This is a genomic window from Polaribacter pacificus (assembly GCF_038024035.1).
Taxonomy (GTDB): Bacteria; Bacteroidota; Bacteroidia; order Flavobacteriales; family Flavobacteriaceae; genus Polaribacter; species Polaribacter pacificus.
In genome coordinates this window covers 825,630-840,461 of sequence record NZ_CP150664.1, presented here as the reverse complement: position 1 = coordinate 840,461, position 14,832 = coordinate 825,630, and the positions used below count along the sequence as shown (strand labels likewise).

The window sequence follows — 14,832 nt, the reverse complement described above, 5'->3', positions numbered from 1 at the left end:
ATATGGATTTAGAAGTAGGAGATAAAGTATCATTAATTATCGGAACAGAAACACATTTGGGATTTACGGTTTTGATCGATGAATCTTTTGAGGGCTTGTTGTACAGAAATGAGATTTTTGAAGAGTTGAAAGAGAATCAGCGTATTGCGGGTTATGTTAAAAATATTAGAGAAGACGGAAAGATAGACGTTTCGCTTCAGCCACAAGGTTTTAGAAATGCTATTGAGCTGGACACAGAAAAAGTTATTGAGGCAATTTATGACCATGATGGTTTTTTAGCCCTAACAGACAAAAGTGATCCAGAAGACATTAAGAAGGAGCTTAGAATGAGTAAAAAAGCCTTTAAACGCGCCATTGGTAGTTTGTACAAGCAAAAGCAAATTGTTATCGGAGAAGAAGGGCTAACCTTGGTTAAAGAATAATAAAGCTAGGTATATACAAAATCACACAATTATGAATACACAAGCAGTTTGGAAAACGGCAAAAGAATACGAAGACATCACCTATAAAAAATCAAATGGAGTCGCTAGGATTGCATTTAATAGACCTGATGTTCGAAATGCGTTTAGACCCAAAACAACTAAAGAATTATACGATGCCTTTTACGATGCAGGGGAGGACACTTCAATAGGAGTCGTTTTATTATCTGCAGAAGGTCCTAGTAGTAAAGATGGGGTATATTCTTTTTGTTCTGGAGGTGATCAAAAAGCAAGAGGTCACCAAGGGTATGTTGGAGAAGATGGCTACCATCGATTAAATATTTTAGAAGTTCAGCGCTTGATTAGATTTATGCCTAAGGCAGTAATTTGTGTAGTTCCGGGATGGGCTGTTGGAGGAGGACATAGTTTGCATGTGGTTTGTGATTTAACCCTTGCAAGTAAAGAGCATGCTATTTTTAAACAAACCGATGCCGATGTAACCTCTTTTGATGGAGGATACGGATCTGCATATTTGGCAAAAATGGTTGGACAAAAAAAAGCGAGAGAGATCTTTTTCTTAGGAAGAAATTACTCTGCGCAAGAAGCCTATGAAATGGGAATGGTTAACGCTGTGATTCCTCATGATGAGCTAGAAGATACCGCTTATGAATGGGCCCAAGAAATATTGGCAAAATCACCAACCTCTATAAAGATGCTCAAGTTTGCTATGAACCTAACCGATGATGGCATGGTTGGTCAGCAAGTGTTTGCTGGAGAAGCTACGCGATTGGCCTATATGACTGATGAAGCAAAAGAAGGAAGAGATGCTTTTCTTGAAAAGAGAAAACCAAACTTCCCGAAAAGATGGATTCCATAGGGTTTAAGTATCAATGAATAATGAGTAGGTCGAGCAAGGTTAGACCAATTTCTATCATTCAATCTTTCAAAAAAAAGTAAGATGAAAATAATTTGTATCGGGCGTAATTACGCCAAACATATTGCAGAACTTGCAAATGAACGTCCAGAGAATCCTGTGGTTTTCTTAAAGCCAGATTCTGCAATTTTACCAAATAAGAACCCGTTTTTTATACCGCCTTTTTCTGATGATGTACATTATGAGGTTGAGGTTTTGGTAAAGATAAACAAAGTAGGAAAGCATATCGATGCCAAATTTGCACATAAATATTATGATGAAATTGGCTTAGGGATTGATTTTACAGCCAGAGATGTACAGGCCAAATGCAAAGAAAAGGGCTTGCCTTGGGAAAAAGCCAAGGCTTTTGACGGAAGTGCTGTTGTTGGTAATTTCTATCCAAAAGAAGAGTTTGATTTAGAAAACTTACAGTTTCAGTTGGATAAAAACGATGAGGTAGTTCAGGATGGAAACACGCAAAGCATGCTTTGGAAAATCGATGAGCTAATCGCTTATGTATCGCAATATTTTACCTTAAAAAAAGGGGATATTCTATTTACAGGAACTCCCGAGGGAGTTGGAAAAGTAAAAGAAAATGACGTCTTAACGGGTGTTTTAGCAGGAAAAAAGGCTTTTCAGATTCGCGTAAAGTAGGATTTAGGTGTAGTGCCAATAAGAAACACAAGGCCTTTGAGTCTTTGTACCTTTGACTTTTAGATGCTCAGTCACTAAACTCAAGCTTTATCACTAATAAAAATTTATTTATACCATAAGAATGAATGCAGAAATCATAACCATTGGAGATGAAATACTCATAGGGCAAATAGTAGATACCAACTCTCAGTGGATTGCTATAGAGCTAAATAAAATAGGTGTTTCTGTGTATCAAATCTCATCAATTCAAGATGAAGAGCAGCATATCTTAAACGCTTTAAAAGAAGCGCAGGAACGGGCCGATATTGTTATCCTAACTGGAGGTTTAGGTCCAACCAAAGACGATATCACAAAAAAAACCATCGCTAAGTATTTTAAGGATGATCAATGGACTAATTATCCTGAAGTTACTGAGCATATTAAAGCGTTGTTTAAGAAGATTAACCACCCTTATAAAGAGGTGCAGAATGAACAAGCCATATTGCCTTCTAAGGCCAGCTATTTAAAAAATGCTTTTGGAACAGCGCCAGGGATGTGGTTTTACGAGAATGAGACTGTTTTTGTATCCTTGCCAGGAGTTCCTTATGAAATGAAAGGGCTAATAACTAATGAGGTTTTACCAAGAATTCAAAAGCAATTTAAACTTCCTTTTGTTTTGCATAGAACTGTGTTGACTTACGGACAAGGTGAAAGTATCGTTGCAGAAAGGATTGAAGATTGGGAGACCAACCTGCCTAGTTTTATCAAATTGGCATATTTGCCTTCTTTTGGAAAAGTTCGCTTACGTTTGTCTGCAAAAGGACCAGATAAAGCGATTCTAGAGGCTGCTTTAAAAACACAGTTGGATGCCTTATCTTTGCTTATTCCAGACATTATCACTGGTTATGAAGAATCAGAGACTCTTGAGAAAAAAGTGGGAGACTTGCTTACAGAACAAGGAGCAACTTTGTGTACTGCAGAAAGTATGACAGGCGGTAAAATTGCAGCAACCTTGGTAGCTGTTCCAGGTGCCTCGACTTATTTTAAAGGAGGAATGGTTACCTATACGGCAGCAATGAAAATAGCTCTTTTAGGGCTTTCTCCTGAGCTAATTGATCGTTATTCAGTGGTGAGTAAAGAAGTTACTGCCCAGATGGCTGTAGCTGCCTTAAAAAAAATGCAAACAGATTATGCAATTTCAGTTACCGGAAATGCAGGCCCAACAACAGATGACACGGATGCTTCCGTTGGGATTGTTTATATTGCAATTGCCACAAAAGGAGGTGTTTATGTAGAAGAATTTGATTTTGGCCAGCCTAGAGAAAAGGTTATCAACAGAACGGTAACCAAGTCTTTAGAAATTTTACAAAAAGAAATAATAAAAAATAGTTGAATTTCTTTTGTTGAATGTGTAAAAAATTCATAAATTTGCACCTCGTTTAGAAATAACACTAAAAAACTGTCAAGAAGATGTCTAGAGTTTGTGAACTTACAGGTAAAAAAGCAATGGTTGGGAACAATGTTTCTCACGCTTTGAACAGAACAAAAAGAAAATTTGACGCTAACTTAATGGTGAAGCGTTTTTATATTCCAGAAGAAGATAAATGGATTACATTAAAAATTTCTGCTTCTGCTTTAAAAAACATTAATAAAAAAGGAATCTCTGCTGTCATTAAAGAAGCAAGAGCAAATGGATTTTTAGCTAAATAATCCTACCTAAAAAACGTAAAGAGAGATGGCAAAAAAAGGTAACAGAGTTCAGGTAATCTTAGAATGTACAGAACACAAGGCTTCAGGAGAAAGAGGTACTTCTAGATACATTACAACTAAGAATAAGAAAAACACTCCAGATAGATTGGAAATTAAAAAATTCAACCCTATCTTGAAGAAAATGACAGTTCATAAAGAAATTAAATAATTAGAGATTTTAAGATTCAAATTTATTTGAAAACTAAAGTCCAAAACCAATAAGACATGGCAAAGAAATCAGTAGCATCGTTACAGACAGGATCAAAGAGATTGTCTAAAGCAATCAAAATGGTAAAATCTCCTAAAACTGGAGCTTACACTTTTGTAGAAGCGATCATGGATCCAGAAAAAGTAAATGAATTTTTAGCAAGTAAATAATTACTTCATATAGACATCATATATAAGCTACTTTCTTTATTGAGAGTAGCTTTTTTTTTGACAATTAAATACGTATTTTTGAAAAGATTGTTTGTGAGATTTTTGTTTTTTAGCTTGATGTATACAGGTTAAGACAAGAAATTAGATACTGACAATTTGACTAACTATTGTGTCTGGTACGATTTTGATAGTTTAGTTTCATTATAAATTTAGATCATGAGTTTTTTTAAAAAAATATTTTCAAAAGATAAAAAAGAAACCTTAGACAAAGGTTTAGAAAAAACCAATACAAGTTTTATTGCAAAGCTTTCTAAAGCTGTTGCAGGGAAATCAAAAGTTGATGATGATGTTTTAGACAATCTAGAGGAGGTTTTGGTTGCCTCTGATGTAGGAGTTAATACCACTCTAAAGATTATTGAGCGCATAGAAAAGCGCGTAGAGAGAGATAAGTATTTAGGAACGGATGAATTAAATAAAATCCTTAGAGAAGAAATAGCGGGTTTACTTTCTGAAACCAATACTGGTGAGGCCGTCGATTTTTCGATTCCAACAGCCAAAAAACCTTATGTAATTATGGTTGTGGGTGTTAATGGTGTTGGTAAAACAACAACCATTGGGAAACTTGCAGCACAGTTTAAAAAACAAGGACTTAAAGTTGTTTTAGGTGCAGGAGATACTTTTAGAGCTGCTGCCATTGATCAATTACAAGTTTGGGCTGATAGAGTAGATGTGCCAATTATACGTCAAGAGATGGGCTCTGATCCAGCTTCAGTGGCCTTTGATACTTTAAAATCTGCAGTAAGTCAAGATGCGGATGTTGTTATTATTGATACAGCAGGTCGTTTGCACAATAAAATTAACTTGATGACTGAGCTTACCAAAATTAAAAGAGTAATGCAAAAAGTGGTTGCTGATGCGCCACATGAAGTGTTGTTGGTCTTGGATGGTTCAACTGGTCAAAATGCCTTTGAGCAGGCCAAGCAATTTACCTTGGCGACAGAGGTGACTTCTTTGGCTGTTACTAAGTTAGACGGAACCGCAAAAGGTGGCGTTGTTATTGGTATCTCAGACCAATTTCAAATTCCTGTAAAATATATTGGAGTAGGTGAAGGGATTGATGATTTGCAAGTGTTTAACAAACTTGAGTTTGTCGATTCGTTTTTTAAATAAATAAACTTTCTTATAAAATTGAAAAGCTCCTTGTATCTGCAAGGAGTTTTTTTTGTTTTGATATTGAGGATTTGAAATCCTCAATATTAGTATTATGCTTATATTTAACAAGTTAAAAACAAATTTAAAATGCATAAAAACGTACTCTTACTCTTGGTTTTACTGCTTTTGACTTCGTGTGAAAACAAAGAAGCGAAACTTTTTTTTTAAAAATATGATGAAACTGCTGAGCTTGCAAACCAGCAAGAACACGCTAATAAGCGTATGAAGTTTAAACTGCTTCAATCCAAATATTTGGATATGAACGCTGTTTTTAAACCTTTTGAAAGGGAACTAGCTACTTTTACAGAAGAGGATTACTCAAGTTTAAAACCACTTGTTTTAGAGCAAAACATACCTAGTTTACAGCAAAAAATAAAAGAAGGTTCATTGAGTTATGAAAAGTTGACCTTGTTTTATTTGTATCGAATTAGAAAGTTTGAAAGTGATACCACTTTGTATTTAAATAGTATTATAGCTTTAAACCCAGATGTACTTAAAGAGGCTCGTAAAAAAGATAAAGCTCCCAAGGCTGGCATTGATGACTATAGTTTGTTTGGGATGCCTATTTTACTAAAAGATAATATCAATACCAAAGGGATGCCTACGACTGCTGGGGCAATCGCTTTAGCAAACAATAACAATACTGAAGATGCCTTTATCGTACAAAAACTAAAAGCCAATGGGGCGTTGATTTTAGGAAAGGTAAACCTTAGTGAATGGGCTTACTTTTTCTGTTCTGGTTGCCCTGTTGGTTATAGTGCTGTTGGGGGGCAAACTCTTAATCCCTATGGGAGAAAAATCTTTGAAACTGGAGGCTCAAGCTCTGGTAGTGGGGTAAGTGTGGCTGCTAATTTTGCTGTGGCTGCTGTAGGAACAGAAACGTCAGGATCCATTACATCACCATCGAGTCAAAACTCGGTAGTGGGCTTAAAACCGACTGTTGGTGTGTTGAGTAGAACAGGGATTGTCCCTATTTCGAGTACGCTTGATACTCCTGGTCCAATGACCAAAAATGTACTAGACAATGCCATTTTTTTAAAAGCGATGTTGGGCTATGATGCTAATGATGCAGCTTCAAAACAAAAGAAAATACAACCCTTACAAAAGCGCTTTGATCTAAGTATAAAAGGCAAGCGATTAGGAGTGCTCAAATCTTTGTTATCGAATTCAATGTATAAAGCTACCGTAGACCAATTGAAAAACGCCGGTGCAGAAATTATAGAAATTGCGCCTCCCAATCTAAGACTCACGGGTTTTATTTCTATTTTAAACATTGATATGAAGTACGATTTGCCAAACTACCTAAAGAACAATGCAGATACCACTGTAACTCTAGGTGATATCGATGAAATTAGAAAGTTTAATTCTCAAGATTCATTGTTGCGTATGCCTTACAATCAGGAATTGTTTGATGGTATTTTAAAAGATAGTACCACTCTAGAAGACCTAACAGTTATTAAAAAAAACCTGCATAAACAAGCAAGTAATTATTTAGGAGCTTTGCAGAGTCAGAATTTATCCTCAATTCTATCAATAAATAATTATCATTCTGGCATTGCAGCTGCGGCTAATTATCCAACATTGACAGTGCCTATGGGATATAAAAATAGCGGTGAACCAATGAGCTTAACCTTTATTGGGAGTCCATTTTCTGCACCTGAACTTTTAGAAGTTGGTGCTGCATTTGAGCAGTTAACAAAGGTGAGAAAGTCTCCAGAAAACTATAACTAATATTTTTGATATGGCACAGACTTCAATTCTGTTCCTTCAAGTTAGATATTTTTAGATTTAGTTCATTAAAAAGCCAAAGAGTGGTATCTTTGCAAGCTAAAATTTACACAGGCATGCGCACCAAAACGATCAAACAAAATAAGATTAATGTAGTTACTTTAGGCTGTTCTAAGAATGTTTATGACAGTGAAGTATTGATGGGGCAACTTAAAGCCAACGGAAAAGACGTGGTTCATGAGGATGAAAATGACGAAGGAAATATTGTTGTGATCAATACCTGTGGTTTTATAGGTAAGGCCAAAGAAGAATCTATAGATACCATTTTGCATCATGCGCAACGTAAAGAAGCAGGAGAGATTGATAAAGTCTTTGTGACAGGTTGTTTAAGTGAGCGTTATAAGCCTGATTTAGAAAGAGAGATTAGCAATGTAGATCAATACTTTGGTACACATGATTTGCCAAATTTATTAAAAGTTTTAGAAGCTGATTATAAGCATGAGTTGATTGGAGAACGTTTAACAACTACTCCTAAACACTATGCCTATTTAAAAATTGCAGAAGGCTGTGATAGACCTTGTTCTTTTTGTGCCATTCCTTTAATGCGTGGAAAGCACGTATCTACACCTATAGAAGATATTGTTATTGAAGCTACCAAACTAGCAGAGAAAGGGATCAAAGAGGTGATGTTGATTGCTCAGGATTTAACCTATTATGGTCTAGATATTTATAAAAAAAGAGCCCTTGCAGATCTGTTAAGAGCTTTGGTAAAGGTTGAAGGGATTGAATGGATTCGTTTGCATTATGCTTTTCCTACAGGTTTTCCGATGGATGTTTTAGAGGTGATGAAAAATGAGCCAAAGGTGTGTAATTATTTAGACATTCCATTACAACACATCAACACAGAATTATTGAAATCAATGAAGCGTGGGACCACTCATGAAAAAACGACTTCATTGATCCATAAATTTAGAGAGGCTGTTCCAGAAATGGCTATCAGAACTACTTTAATTGTTGGGTACCCTGGAGAAACAGAAGCAATGTTTCAAGAGCTTAAAGATTGGGTAGAAGAAATGCGTTTTGAGCGCTTAGGTGCTTTTGAGTATTCTCATGAAGAAAATACGGGTGCCTACGTCTTAGAAGATGATGTTCCTGAAGATGTAAAATTTAGACGCGTTAATGAAATTATGGAAATTCAAAGCCAAATTTCTTGGGAATTAAATCAAGAAAAAATAGGCAAAACCTTCCGTTGTTTATTTGATCGTAAAGACGGTGAGTACTTTTATGGTCGTACAGAGTTTGATTCACCAGACGTAGATAATGACGTCTTAGTTGATGCAACCAAACACTATATCAAGATTGGTGAGTTTATTGATATCACCATCAATGAAGCCGGTGATTATGATTTGTACGGTACTCCTGCTGTAAAATAAGCAAAGAAAGTTTCTCGTTAATTTAGGTAGACTAAAATTTAAAAGAGATTATTGGTCAGTTAACACCTGTTAAGAAAAAGATAGTTTATGAAAAAAACCTACTTTAATTGGAGTTCTGGCAAGGATTCTGCAATGGCCTTATATACCTTGCAACAAGATAAAAACTATGCTGTTGACTTATTGTTAACCAACGTTAACAAAGACTTTAAGCGAGTCTCTATGCATGGTTTGCATGAAAGCCTCTTAGACAAACAGGCAGAGAGCATAGGGCTTCCCTTAAAAAAGATTTATTTTCCAGCCAATGTTACGATGGACCTTTACAATGAGCATATGCAAACAGCCATGAGCAGCTTGGTAAATGCCCACTATACACATGCTGTTTTTGGGGATATTTTTTTAGAGGACCTCAAGGCATACAGAGAGTCAAAATTAGCTGAGGTTGGTGTTCAAGGAGTTTTTCCGCTATGGAAAAGAGATACAAAAGCTTTACTTTCTGAGTTTATCGCTTTGGGTTTTAAAGCCATTACTGTTTGTGTAAATGCTAAGTTACTCGGTAAGGAGTTTGTTGGTAGGGTTCTAGATGATCAATTTATAGAAGACTTGCCAGACGGGGTTGATGTTTGTGGAGAAAATGGTGAATTTCACACCTTTGTATTTGATGGGCCAATTTTTAAAGAAGCTATTGATTTTACTATTGGAGAGAAGGTTCTAAAATCCTATACTTTAGAAGAAGATGATGATGCTAACTGTTTCTCATCAGCAGATAAAAAGAAAAACTACGATACCAGTTTTTGGTATTGTGATTTACATCTAAGCAAGGCCTAGTTTGCTGTTTTTTAAATAAGGATTTCTGCGTATTGTCAGTTTTTGAATAATGGCTTAGTATTGTTTGATCAACAAAAGCCTATTAACTCATGAAGTCTATCTACACGTTTATTTTTATCTCTCTTTTTTTTATAACAACTCTTAAAGCTCAAGAAAAAGATGATTTTTCTATTTTTATAGGACCATCCTACCAGTTGATTCACAACTCAGATCTTGGGGTTAATGTGGGGCTAGAGTATTTTTTAACAACAGGTACTGCTATAGCACCGAGTTTTTCATACTATTTCTCTGCAAAAGGGATTCGTACCTATGCTTTTAATGCTGATGTGCGTTATTATTTAAATACCAGTAGCCGATTTCATTATTTTGCGATCGGAGGTTTTAGCTATTTAATGATTAAAAATACGCTTACAACACCTGCGTTAACGGATTCAAATATTGGAATCAATGCAGGAGGAGGTTTTGTTGTTGCGCTAAATGACAAAATAGGGCTGCTTGGTCAGTTAAAATACGATTCTTCTGGAGCAGCATCTATAGAACCCATGCTTGGAGTTACCTATAAATTTTAATAAAAAAAAGCCCGAAATTAATCGGGCTTTTTTTTTGTGATTTATAACTGCTTCATGCTCGGTTTAGTCATAAAGAGTGCATTGACAAAGAACAGTTTTCCATTGTCCCAAAAGCTTCTAAACAATGGGTTGTCGACCATATAAATAACACTTCCTCTACCTAGAGAATCTTCTCCAAAAATAAGCGTATCTGTAAGATTGTCTAATGTTTTATGTCCGGCAAATCCAGAAACAGGTTGGTTGTCTTTAAGTCTAACTACGTTATTGCCATTTTTTAAATATTTATAAGAAGTACTTCCTAGCTTTAAGCTAAAATAGCTATCGCTATAACCAAAAGCTAAAGGATGTGTGTTGTCTACAACTGTTTTAAAGATGGCTCCAGTAATGCTGCTTTGAATTCGCTCTCTCTCCTTTTCGTCATATTTGATAAAATGTTCATCCAAATCTGCTTTGTCATCGTCTTTGCTATCACGACCGCTTTTACTAGTCAATCCAAATCCAGATTGTCCTGCAAAAAGACGATTGGCATTTCCAATGGCGATTACCTTACCACCTTTTCGAACCCAGCTTTTTAGAGCTTCCAATTGACTTTTTCCGAAGACACTTCCATAAGAACCATTTGGTAAAATTAAGGTATGGTAGTTGTCTAGCATGCTCGTAGAGAAATCATCAGAATTAATCGCAGTATACGGGTACTTTAATTCTTGTTCAAAAAAGTATTGAATCTCTCCAAAACTTAATGAAGACGCAGCACTTCCTGCTATGATTGCAATCTTTTGATTTTTAATTTCTTTAACCTCTGAAGAACCCATGTCAGGTCCACTTTGTGAAAATCCAGTAGCAATCGTTTCTGTTTTTTTATCATGTGCATTGGCTAACTGAGTTAAAACCTGATCAAAATTAACGATGTGTTTATTGTCTCCTCTGGTGATTATCAAAGAACCTTTTGGTAATTGTTTGCCGCTGTTAACCATGTCTTTATTTGTAAAACGAACTCTAAAATTCTTTTGAAGCAATGCAGCTAACATGGTTCCGTCAGATACATGGTTCCAAGAAAAGGTATAGGCATACGCATTTCTGTTCATCGGATTTACCATAGGCATTTTTCCTTTCGCCTTGATTCCAACTAGTTTTTCACTTGCGATGGTTTTTAAACCATAAGCATAAGGAACAGACCAGGCGGTGATATCATAGGTAATAGAATCACTTAATTTAGCAGCAGGCTCAAATAAAGCCTTAACAAGCTTTCCTTTAGGTTGATTGGTAGAAACCACCAAATCATTATTGGTTGCTCTCATAGATCCTTTCTTGTTTGCTTCATAATCAAAGCCAGAAACCGATTGAGTTTTAGAATATCCGTATCTAATTTCGTGTTTATCCAATAAAGCAATTAGTTTGTCTTTTTTGCTTTTTGTTCCTTGCATTACATAACTCTTGTAAGTAAAATCACCATCCTTAAAGTATTTTTTAAACTCAGTATTGAGTTTTACGGCATTATTGGCAGCCATTTCTACTGTAGAAATTCCAGTTGTGGTATGGTGAATTAAACGGTCCCAAAGAGTTAACTCTTCACCATCAGCTTTTACGATTCCCAATCCAGCCATTCCATGTCCGGCTTGTTCATAGGTCATTCCGATAGCTCCGTTGTAAGTAGGGTAGGTATCCCCGTAACTTGGGTACAATAGATCAAAACTTTCTTTGGTAAAATAATACCAACCGTTTTTGTCAAAATATTTTGCGTTGTTTTTTCCTATCTGAGTTTGAAAATCACGTTGCCAATCAGTGATTACTTCATGGTAAGGTTCTACAGCTGGAGCAAAATAATAAGGGTTATTTATTCCTTGCTCATGAAAATCAACATGAATATGAGGCAGCCATTTGTTGTAGACTTTTAAACGGCTTTGTGTTTCAATTTGAGTAGCCCAAGCCCAATCTCTATTTAAGTCAAATAAGTAATGGTTAGGTCTTCCTCCTGGCCAAGGCTCATTGTGCTCTCTGGCATTAGAATTGTTGTTGTATGGGTTTCCAGCAGCTTGATTGTACCAGTTTACATAGCGGTCTCTACCATCTGGATTGATAGAAGGATCCATGATTACGACAGTTTTTTCTAAAAGATTGCTGTTTTCTGTTATTAATTTATACAGGGTAAGCATAGCTGCTTCTGTAGATGAAGCTTCGTTTCCGTGCACGTTATAGCTTAACCAAACGATAGAAATATCATTTAACTCAGTCATTTTTTCTAGACCAGCATTGCTAAGGTGTTGCTTTCTGATGGTCTCTAAGTTTTGTATGTTTTTTTCGGAAGAAACAAATGAAACCGATAGGGTTCTCAACTCATTGGTTTCGCCATAAACTTGAAATTTAACTTTATTTGATTGTGAAGCTACGTATTGAAAATAGTCCACCACTTTGTGATGTCTTGTAAAGCGAGAGCCTAATTCATAACCTAAAAATTCACTGGGTGTTTGTATTTTTTGAGCCGATACAGGTATGCATAATAAGGCTGTTAAAAAAAATAAGTAGATAGTTTGTTTCATTGTTGTTCCTTTTTAATAAAGCACCAAAGTACTAAAATATTTAGAATCCTTGGTCTTTTTAACTTGCCGTTAAAACTTTGTTAGATTTAAGGAGAAGTTTCGACCAACCATCAAAATATTGTATTTTTATAAAAAATATTGACTAGATGATTTTGAGCACAGAGAGTGATTGTGTACAGCCAGGCCAAACAGACTACAAATGTCACTGGGATCGTGCATATTTAAAGGTTCCTTCAGAGAAATTAGGCTGGTATGAAACTCATTCAGAGCCAAGCTTATCGCTGATAAAAGAATTAGAACTTTCAAAAGCTGCTCGTATTTTAAACATCGGTTCTGGATCATCTACCATACTTGATGATTTAGTTGCTTTGGGATATTCTCAACTAATTGCCTCAGATATTTCTACAAATGCTTTAGAGATTTTACAAAATCGCCTTGGGCTTAGAGGTAAAAATGTTCAATATATTGAAGATGATCTAACTCAGTCAAAAAAACTAATTCAATTAAAGGAAATTGATTTGTGGAATGACCGCGCGGTACTTCACTTTTTTGTCAATGAAAAAGATCGCAAAGCCTATATAAACTTATTACACACACTTGTAAGAGAAGGAGCTTATGTAATTATAGCAGTCTTTGCAAAAGAGGGTGCTGTAAAATGTTGTGGTCTAGATGTGGTTCCGTACGACGTAGAAATGATTCAAGAGCTTTTAGGAGCTGATTTTGAATTGCAAAAATCCTTTAAGTATACCTATACCAATCCAAATGGTCATCTAAGACCTTATATATACACTTTGTTTAAAAGAACAGCGGCCTAAATGAAAGTAACGCACCTTCCATACCAAAAAACAGGGTTTTTCTCTACAATCATGCTTGATTATTTAGAGCAAAAGCCATCTATACGTCCTTTTTACAATCACTTTTCTGATTTAAAAGGTTTTGAGCTTCAGATTGAAGAAAAAAAAGTATCGTATACACACCACACGAGAACTACGCTTGTTGAAGCTTTAAAAGAGCAATACAAGACAGTGAGTCTAAGTGAGGAGACACAGCATAATATTACAGTTTTAGCAAAAGAAAATACCTTTACAGTAACTACTGGGCATCAATTAAACTTGTTTACGGGACCTTTGTATTTTTTGTATAAGATTTTTTCTACTATCAACTTATGTGAAACACTAGCAGCCAAACATCCAGACAAAAATTTTGTGCCAATTTATTGGATGGCTACAGAAGATCACGATTTTGAAGAGATTAATTACTTTAATTATCAAGGAGAGAAAATCGCTTGGAATCGTACTGATGGTGGAGCTGTCGGGCAGTTTTCTACAGCTGGGATGGATTCGGTTTTTGAAGAATTTGCTAGCAAGTTAGGTGCTTCTAAAAACGCAAGCTACTTAAAAGAGCTTTTTAGTAAGGCCTATTTAGAACACAATAATTTGGCGGCTGCAACGCGGTATCTTGCAAATTGTTTGTTTGGAACCTATGGTCTGGTGATTGTTGATGGTGATGATGCAAATTTAAAACGTTTGTTTACACCATATGTTCAACAAGAACTTCTAGAGCAAATTTCATCAAAAGTAGTAAGTGCCAGCAATAAAGCATTAGAACAAGAAGGCTATCCGATTCAGGTAAACCCAAGAGAGATAAATTTGTTTTACCTGTCAAAGAACAACCGAGAACGAATTGTATTTGAAAAAGGTTTGTATCGAGTACATCAAACAGATATCACATTTACACCGGAGCAAATAGAAAATGAGCTTCAAGAATTCCCTGAGCGTTTTTCTCCAAATGTTATAATGAGACCCTTGTATCAAGAAACTATTTTACCAAACTTAGGTTATATTGGTGGAGGAGGAGAGCTGGCCTATTGGTTGCAGTTAAAAGATTATTTTACTACCGTGAAGATTCCTTTTCCTGTTTTGGTATTGAGAAATTCAGTACAAGTAATCTCAACTAAACAGCAAAAAAAATTAGATCGTTTAGCCATTACTTCTGAAGAATTATTTTTAAAACAATCAGAGTTGCTCAAGCAAAAAGTTATTGAAAATTCTGATATTTCTGTTGATTTTTCTAAACAAAAAGACCTGTTGAAAGCTCAGTTTAGTCAGTTAAAAGAGGTTGCTTTAAAAACAGATCAATCTTTTATTGGTGCAGTCAATGCTCAAGAGAAAAAACAATTAAACGGTTTGGATGCTCTAGAAAAGCGATTGTTAAGAGCAGAGAAAAGAAGACAAAAAGATTTGGTAACTAGTATCGTAGCCTTGCAAGATAACTTGCTACCGAATCATGGCTTAGAAGAAAGACAACGCAATTTTTCTGAGTATTATGAGGCTTATGGCAATGATTTATTAGAGTCATTAAAAGCCTCTTTAAACCCATTAGATTTTAACTTTACCATTTTAGAACTATAATTTTAACAACAAAAGATCTTAGTTA

At 35.5% G+C, this 14,832-nt stretch carries 15 protein-coding genes; 14 read left to right on the top strand and 1 reads right to left on the bottom strand.

The window, feature by feature from the left end; genetic code table 11:
- Positions 1–2 precede the first annotated feature (2 nt).
- The 12 genes from WHC90_RS03825 (at position 3) to WHC90_RS03770 (ending at position 9,859) form a co-directional block, all read left to right on the top strand.
- Positions 3–422 (top strand): DNA-binding protein, encoded by a 420-nt coding sequence (locus tag WHC90_RS03825; RefSeq protein ID WP_188599323.1) that lies wholly within the window; start codon positions 3–5, stop codon positions 420–422.
- A gap of 31 nt (positions 423–453) precedes the next feature.
- On the top strand, positions 454–1,296 hold the full coding sequence (locus WHC90_RS03820; protein ID WP_188599324.1) for a 1,4-dihydroxy-2-naphthoyl-CoA synthase: 843 nt from the start codon (positions 454–456) through the stop codon (positions 1,294–1,296).
- Positions 1,297–1,377: 81 nt separating this feature from the next.
- Positions 1,378–1,986: a fumarylacetoacetate hydrolase family protein gene (locus tag WHC90_RS03815; protein ID WP_188599325.1), complete on the top strand. Its 609-nt coding sequence runs from the start codon at positions 1,378–1,380 to the stop codon at positions 1,984–1,986.
- A 121-nt stretch (positions 1,987–2,107) separates the two neighbouring features.
- Positions 2,108–3,358 carry a CinA family nicotinamide mononucleotide deamidase-related protein gene (locus WHC90_RS03810; RefSeq protein ID WP_188599326.1) on the top strand — a complete coding sequence of 417 codons (1,251 nt, stop codon included), beginning with the start codon at positions 2,108–2,110 and terminating at the stop codon, positions 3,356–3,358.
- A gap of 77 nt (positions 3,359–3,435) precedes the next feature.
- Positions 3,436–3,675 carry a 50S ribosomal protein L28 gene (rpmB, locus tag WHC90_RS03805; protein WP_188599327.1) on the top strand — a complete coding sequence of 80 codons (240 nt, stop codon included), beginning with the start codon at positions 3,436–3,438 and terminating at the stop codon, positions 3,673–3,675.
- Positions 3,676–3,700: 25 nt separating this feature from the next.
- Positions 3,701–3,883, top strand: a complete 183-nt coding sequence (rpmG, locus tag WHC90_RS03800) for a 50S ribosomal protein L33 (RefSeq protein WP_188599328.1) — start codon at positions 3,701–3,703, stop codon at positions 3,881–3,883.
- 56 nt (positions 3,884–3,939) lie between these two features.
- Positions 3,940–4,092 carry a DUF4295 domain-containing protein gene (locus WHC90_RS03795; RefSeq protein WP_188599329.1) on the top strand — a complete coding sequence of 51 codons (153 nt, stop codon included), beginning with the start codon at positions 3,940–3,942 and terminating at the stop codon, positions 4,090–4,092.
- Positions 4,093–4,308: 216 nt separating this feature from the next.
- On the top strand, positions 4,309–5,262 hold the full coding sequence (gene ftsY / locus WHC90_RS03790; RefSeq protein ID WP_188599330.1) for a signal recognition particle-docking protein FtsY: 954 nt from the start codon (positions 4,309–4,311) through the stop codon (positions 5,260–5,262).
- Positions 5,263–5,526: 264 nt separating this feature from the next.
- Positions 5,527–7,035: an amidase family protein gene (locus WHC90_RS03785; protein ID WP_308421302.1), complete on the top strand. Its 1,509-nt coding sequence runs from the start codon at positions 5,527–5,529 to the stop codon at positions 7,033–7,035.
- A 113-nt stretch (positions 7,036–7,148) separates the two neighbouring features.
- Positions 7,149–8,465 (top strand): 30S ribosomal protein S12 methylthiotransferase RimO, encoded by a 1,317-nt coding sequence (rimO, locus tag WHC90_RS03780; RefSeq protein ID WP_188599331.1) that lies wholly within the window; start codon positions 7,149–7,151, stop codon positions 8,463–8,465.
- A gap of 87 nt (positions 8,466–8,552) precedes the next feature.
- Positions 8,553–9,290 carry a diphthine--ammonia ligase gene (locus WHC90_RS03775; RefSeq protein WP_188599332.1) on the top strand — a complete coding sequence of 246 codons (738 nt, stop codon included), beginning with the start codon at positions 8,553–8,555 and terminating at the stop codon, positions 9,288–9,290.
- A gap of 89 nt (positions 9,291–9,379) precedes the next feature.
- On the top strand, positions 9,380–9,859 hold the full coding sequence (locus WHC90_RS03770) for a hypothetical protein (RefSeq protein ID WP_188599333.1): 480 nt from the start codon (positions 9,380–9,382) through the stop codon (positions 9,857–9,859).
- Between the two features lie 41 nt (positions 9,860–9,900).
- On the opposite strand, the gene WHC90_RS03765 is transcribed toward WHC90_RS03770, so the two are convergent.
- Positions 9,901–12,396: a M14 family metallopeptidase gene (locus WHC90_RS03765; RefSeq protein ID WP_188599334.1), complete on the bottom strand. Its 2,496-nt coding sequence runs from the start codon at positions 12,394–12,396 to the stop codon at positions 9,901–9,903.
- A 146-nt stretch (positions 12,397–12,542) separates the two neighbouring features.
- On the opposite strand from WHC90_RS03765, the gene WHC90_RS03760 reads away from it, so the two are divergent.
- Together WHC90_RS03760 and bshC are read left to right on the top strand one after the other, a co-directional pair.
- Positions 12,543–13,211, top strand: a complete 669-nt coding sequence (locus tag WHC90_RS03760) for a class I SAM-dependent methyltransferase (RefSeq protein WP_188599335.1) — start codon at positions 12,543–12,545, stop codon at positions 13,209–13,211.
- Complete coding sequence (gene bshC / locus WHC90_RS03755; protein WP_188599336.1) at positions 13,212–14,807, top strand: bacillithiol biosynthesis cysteine-adding enzyme BshC; 1,596 nt, start codon at positions 13,212–13,214, stop codon at positions 14,805–14,807.
- Positions 14,808–14,832: the final 25 nt, after the last annotated feature.

Coding starts and splice junctions, on each gene's coding strand:
- WHC90_RS03825 (WP_188599323.1), top strand. CDS start 3: ATGGATTTAGAAGTAGGAGATAAAGTATCATTAATTATCGGAACAGAA.
- WHC90_RS03820 (WP_188599324.1), top strand. CDS start 454: ATGAATACACAAGCAGTTTGGAAAACGGCAAAAGAATACGAAGACATC.
- WHC90_RS03815 (WP_188599325.1), top strand. CDS start 1,378: ATGAAAATAATTTGTATCGGGCGTAATTACGCCAAACATATTGCAGAA.
- WHC90_RS03810 (WP_188599326.1), top strand. CDS start 2,108: ATGAATGCAGAAATCATAACCATTGGAGATGAAATACTCATAGGGCAA.
- rpmB (WP_188599327.1), top strand. CDS start 3,436: ATGTCTAGAGTTTGTGAACTTACAGGTAAAAAAGCAATGGTTGGGAAC.
- rpmG (WP_188599328.1), top strand. CDS start 3,701: ATGGCAAAAAAAGGTAACAGAGTTCAGGTAATCTTAGAATGTACAGAA.
- WHC90_RS03795 (WP_188599329.1), top strand. CDS start 3,940: ATGGCAAAGAAATCAGTAGCATCGTTACAGACAGGATCAAAGAGATTG.
- ftsY (WP_188599330.1), top strand. CDS start 4,309: ATGAGTTTTTTTAAAAAAATATTTTCAAAAGATAAAAAAGAAACCTTA.
- WHC90_RS03785 (WP_308421302.1), top strand. CDS start 5,527: ATGAAGTTTAAACTGCTTCAATCCAAATATTTGGATATGAACGCTGTT.
- rimO (WP_188599331.1), top strand. CDS start 7,149: ATGCGCACCAAAACGATCAAACAAAATAAGATTAATGTAGTTACTTTA.
- WHC90_RS03775 (WP_188599332.1), top strand. CDS start 8,553: ATGAAAAAAACCTACTTTAATTGGAGTTCTGGCAAGGATTCTGCAATG.
- WHC90_RS03770 (WP_188599333.1), top strand. CDS start 9,380: ATGAAGTCTATCTACACGTTTATTTTTATCTCTCTTTTTTTTATAACA.
- WHC90_RS03765 (WP_188599334.1), bottom strand. CDS start 12,396: ATGAAACAAACTATCTACTTATTTTTTTTAACAGCCTTATTATGCATA.
- WHC90_RS03760 (WP_188599335.1), top strand. CDS start 12,543: ATGATTTTGAGCACAGAGAGTGATTGTGTACAGCCAGGCCAAACAGAC.
- bshC (WP_188599336.1), top strand. CDS start 13,212: ATGAAAGTAACGCACCTTCCATACCAAAAAACAGGGTTTTTCTCTACA.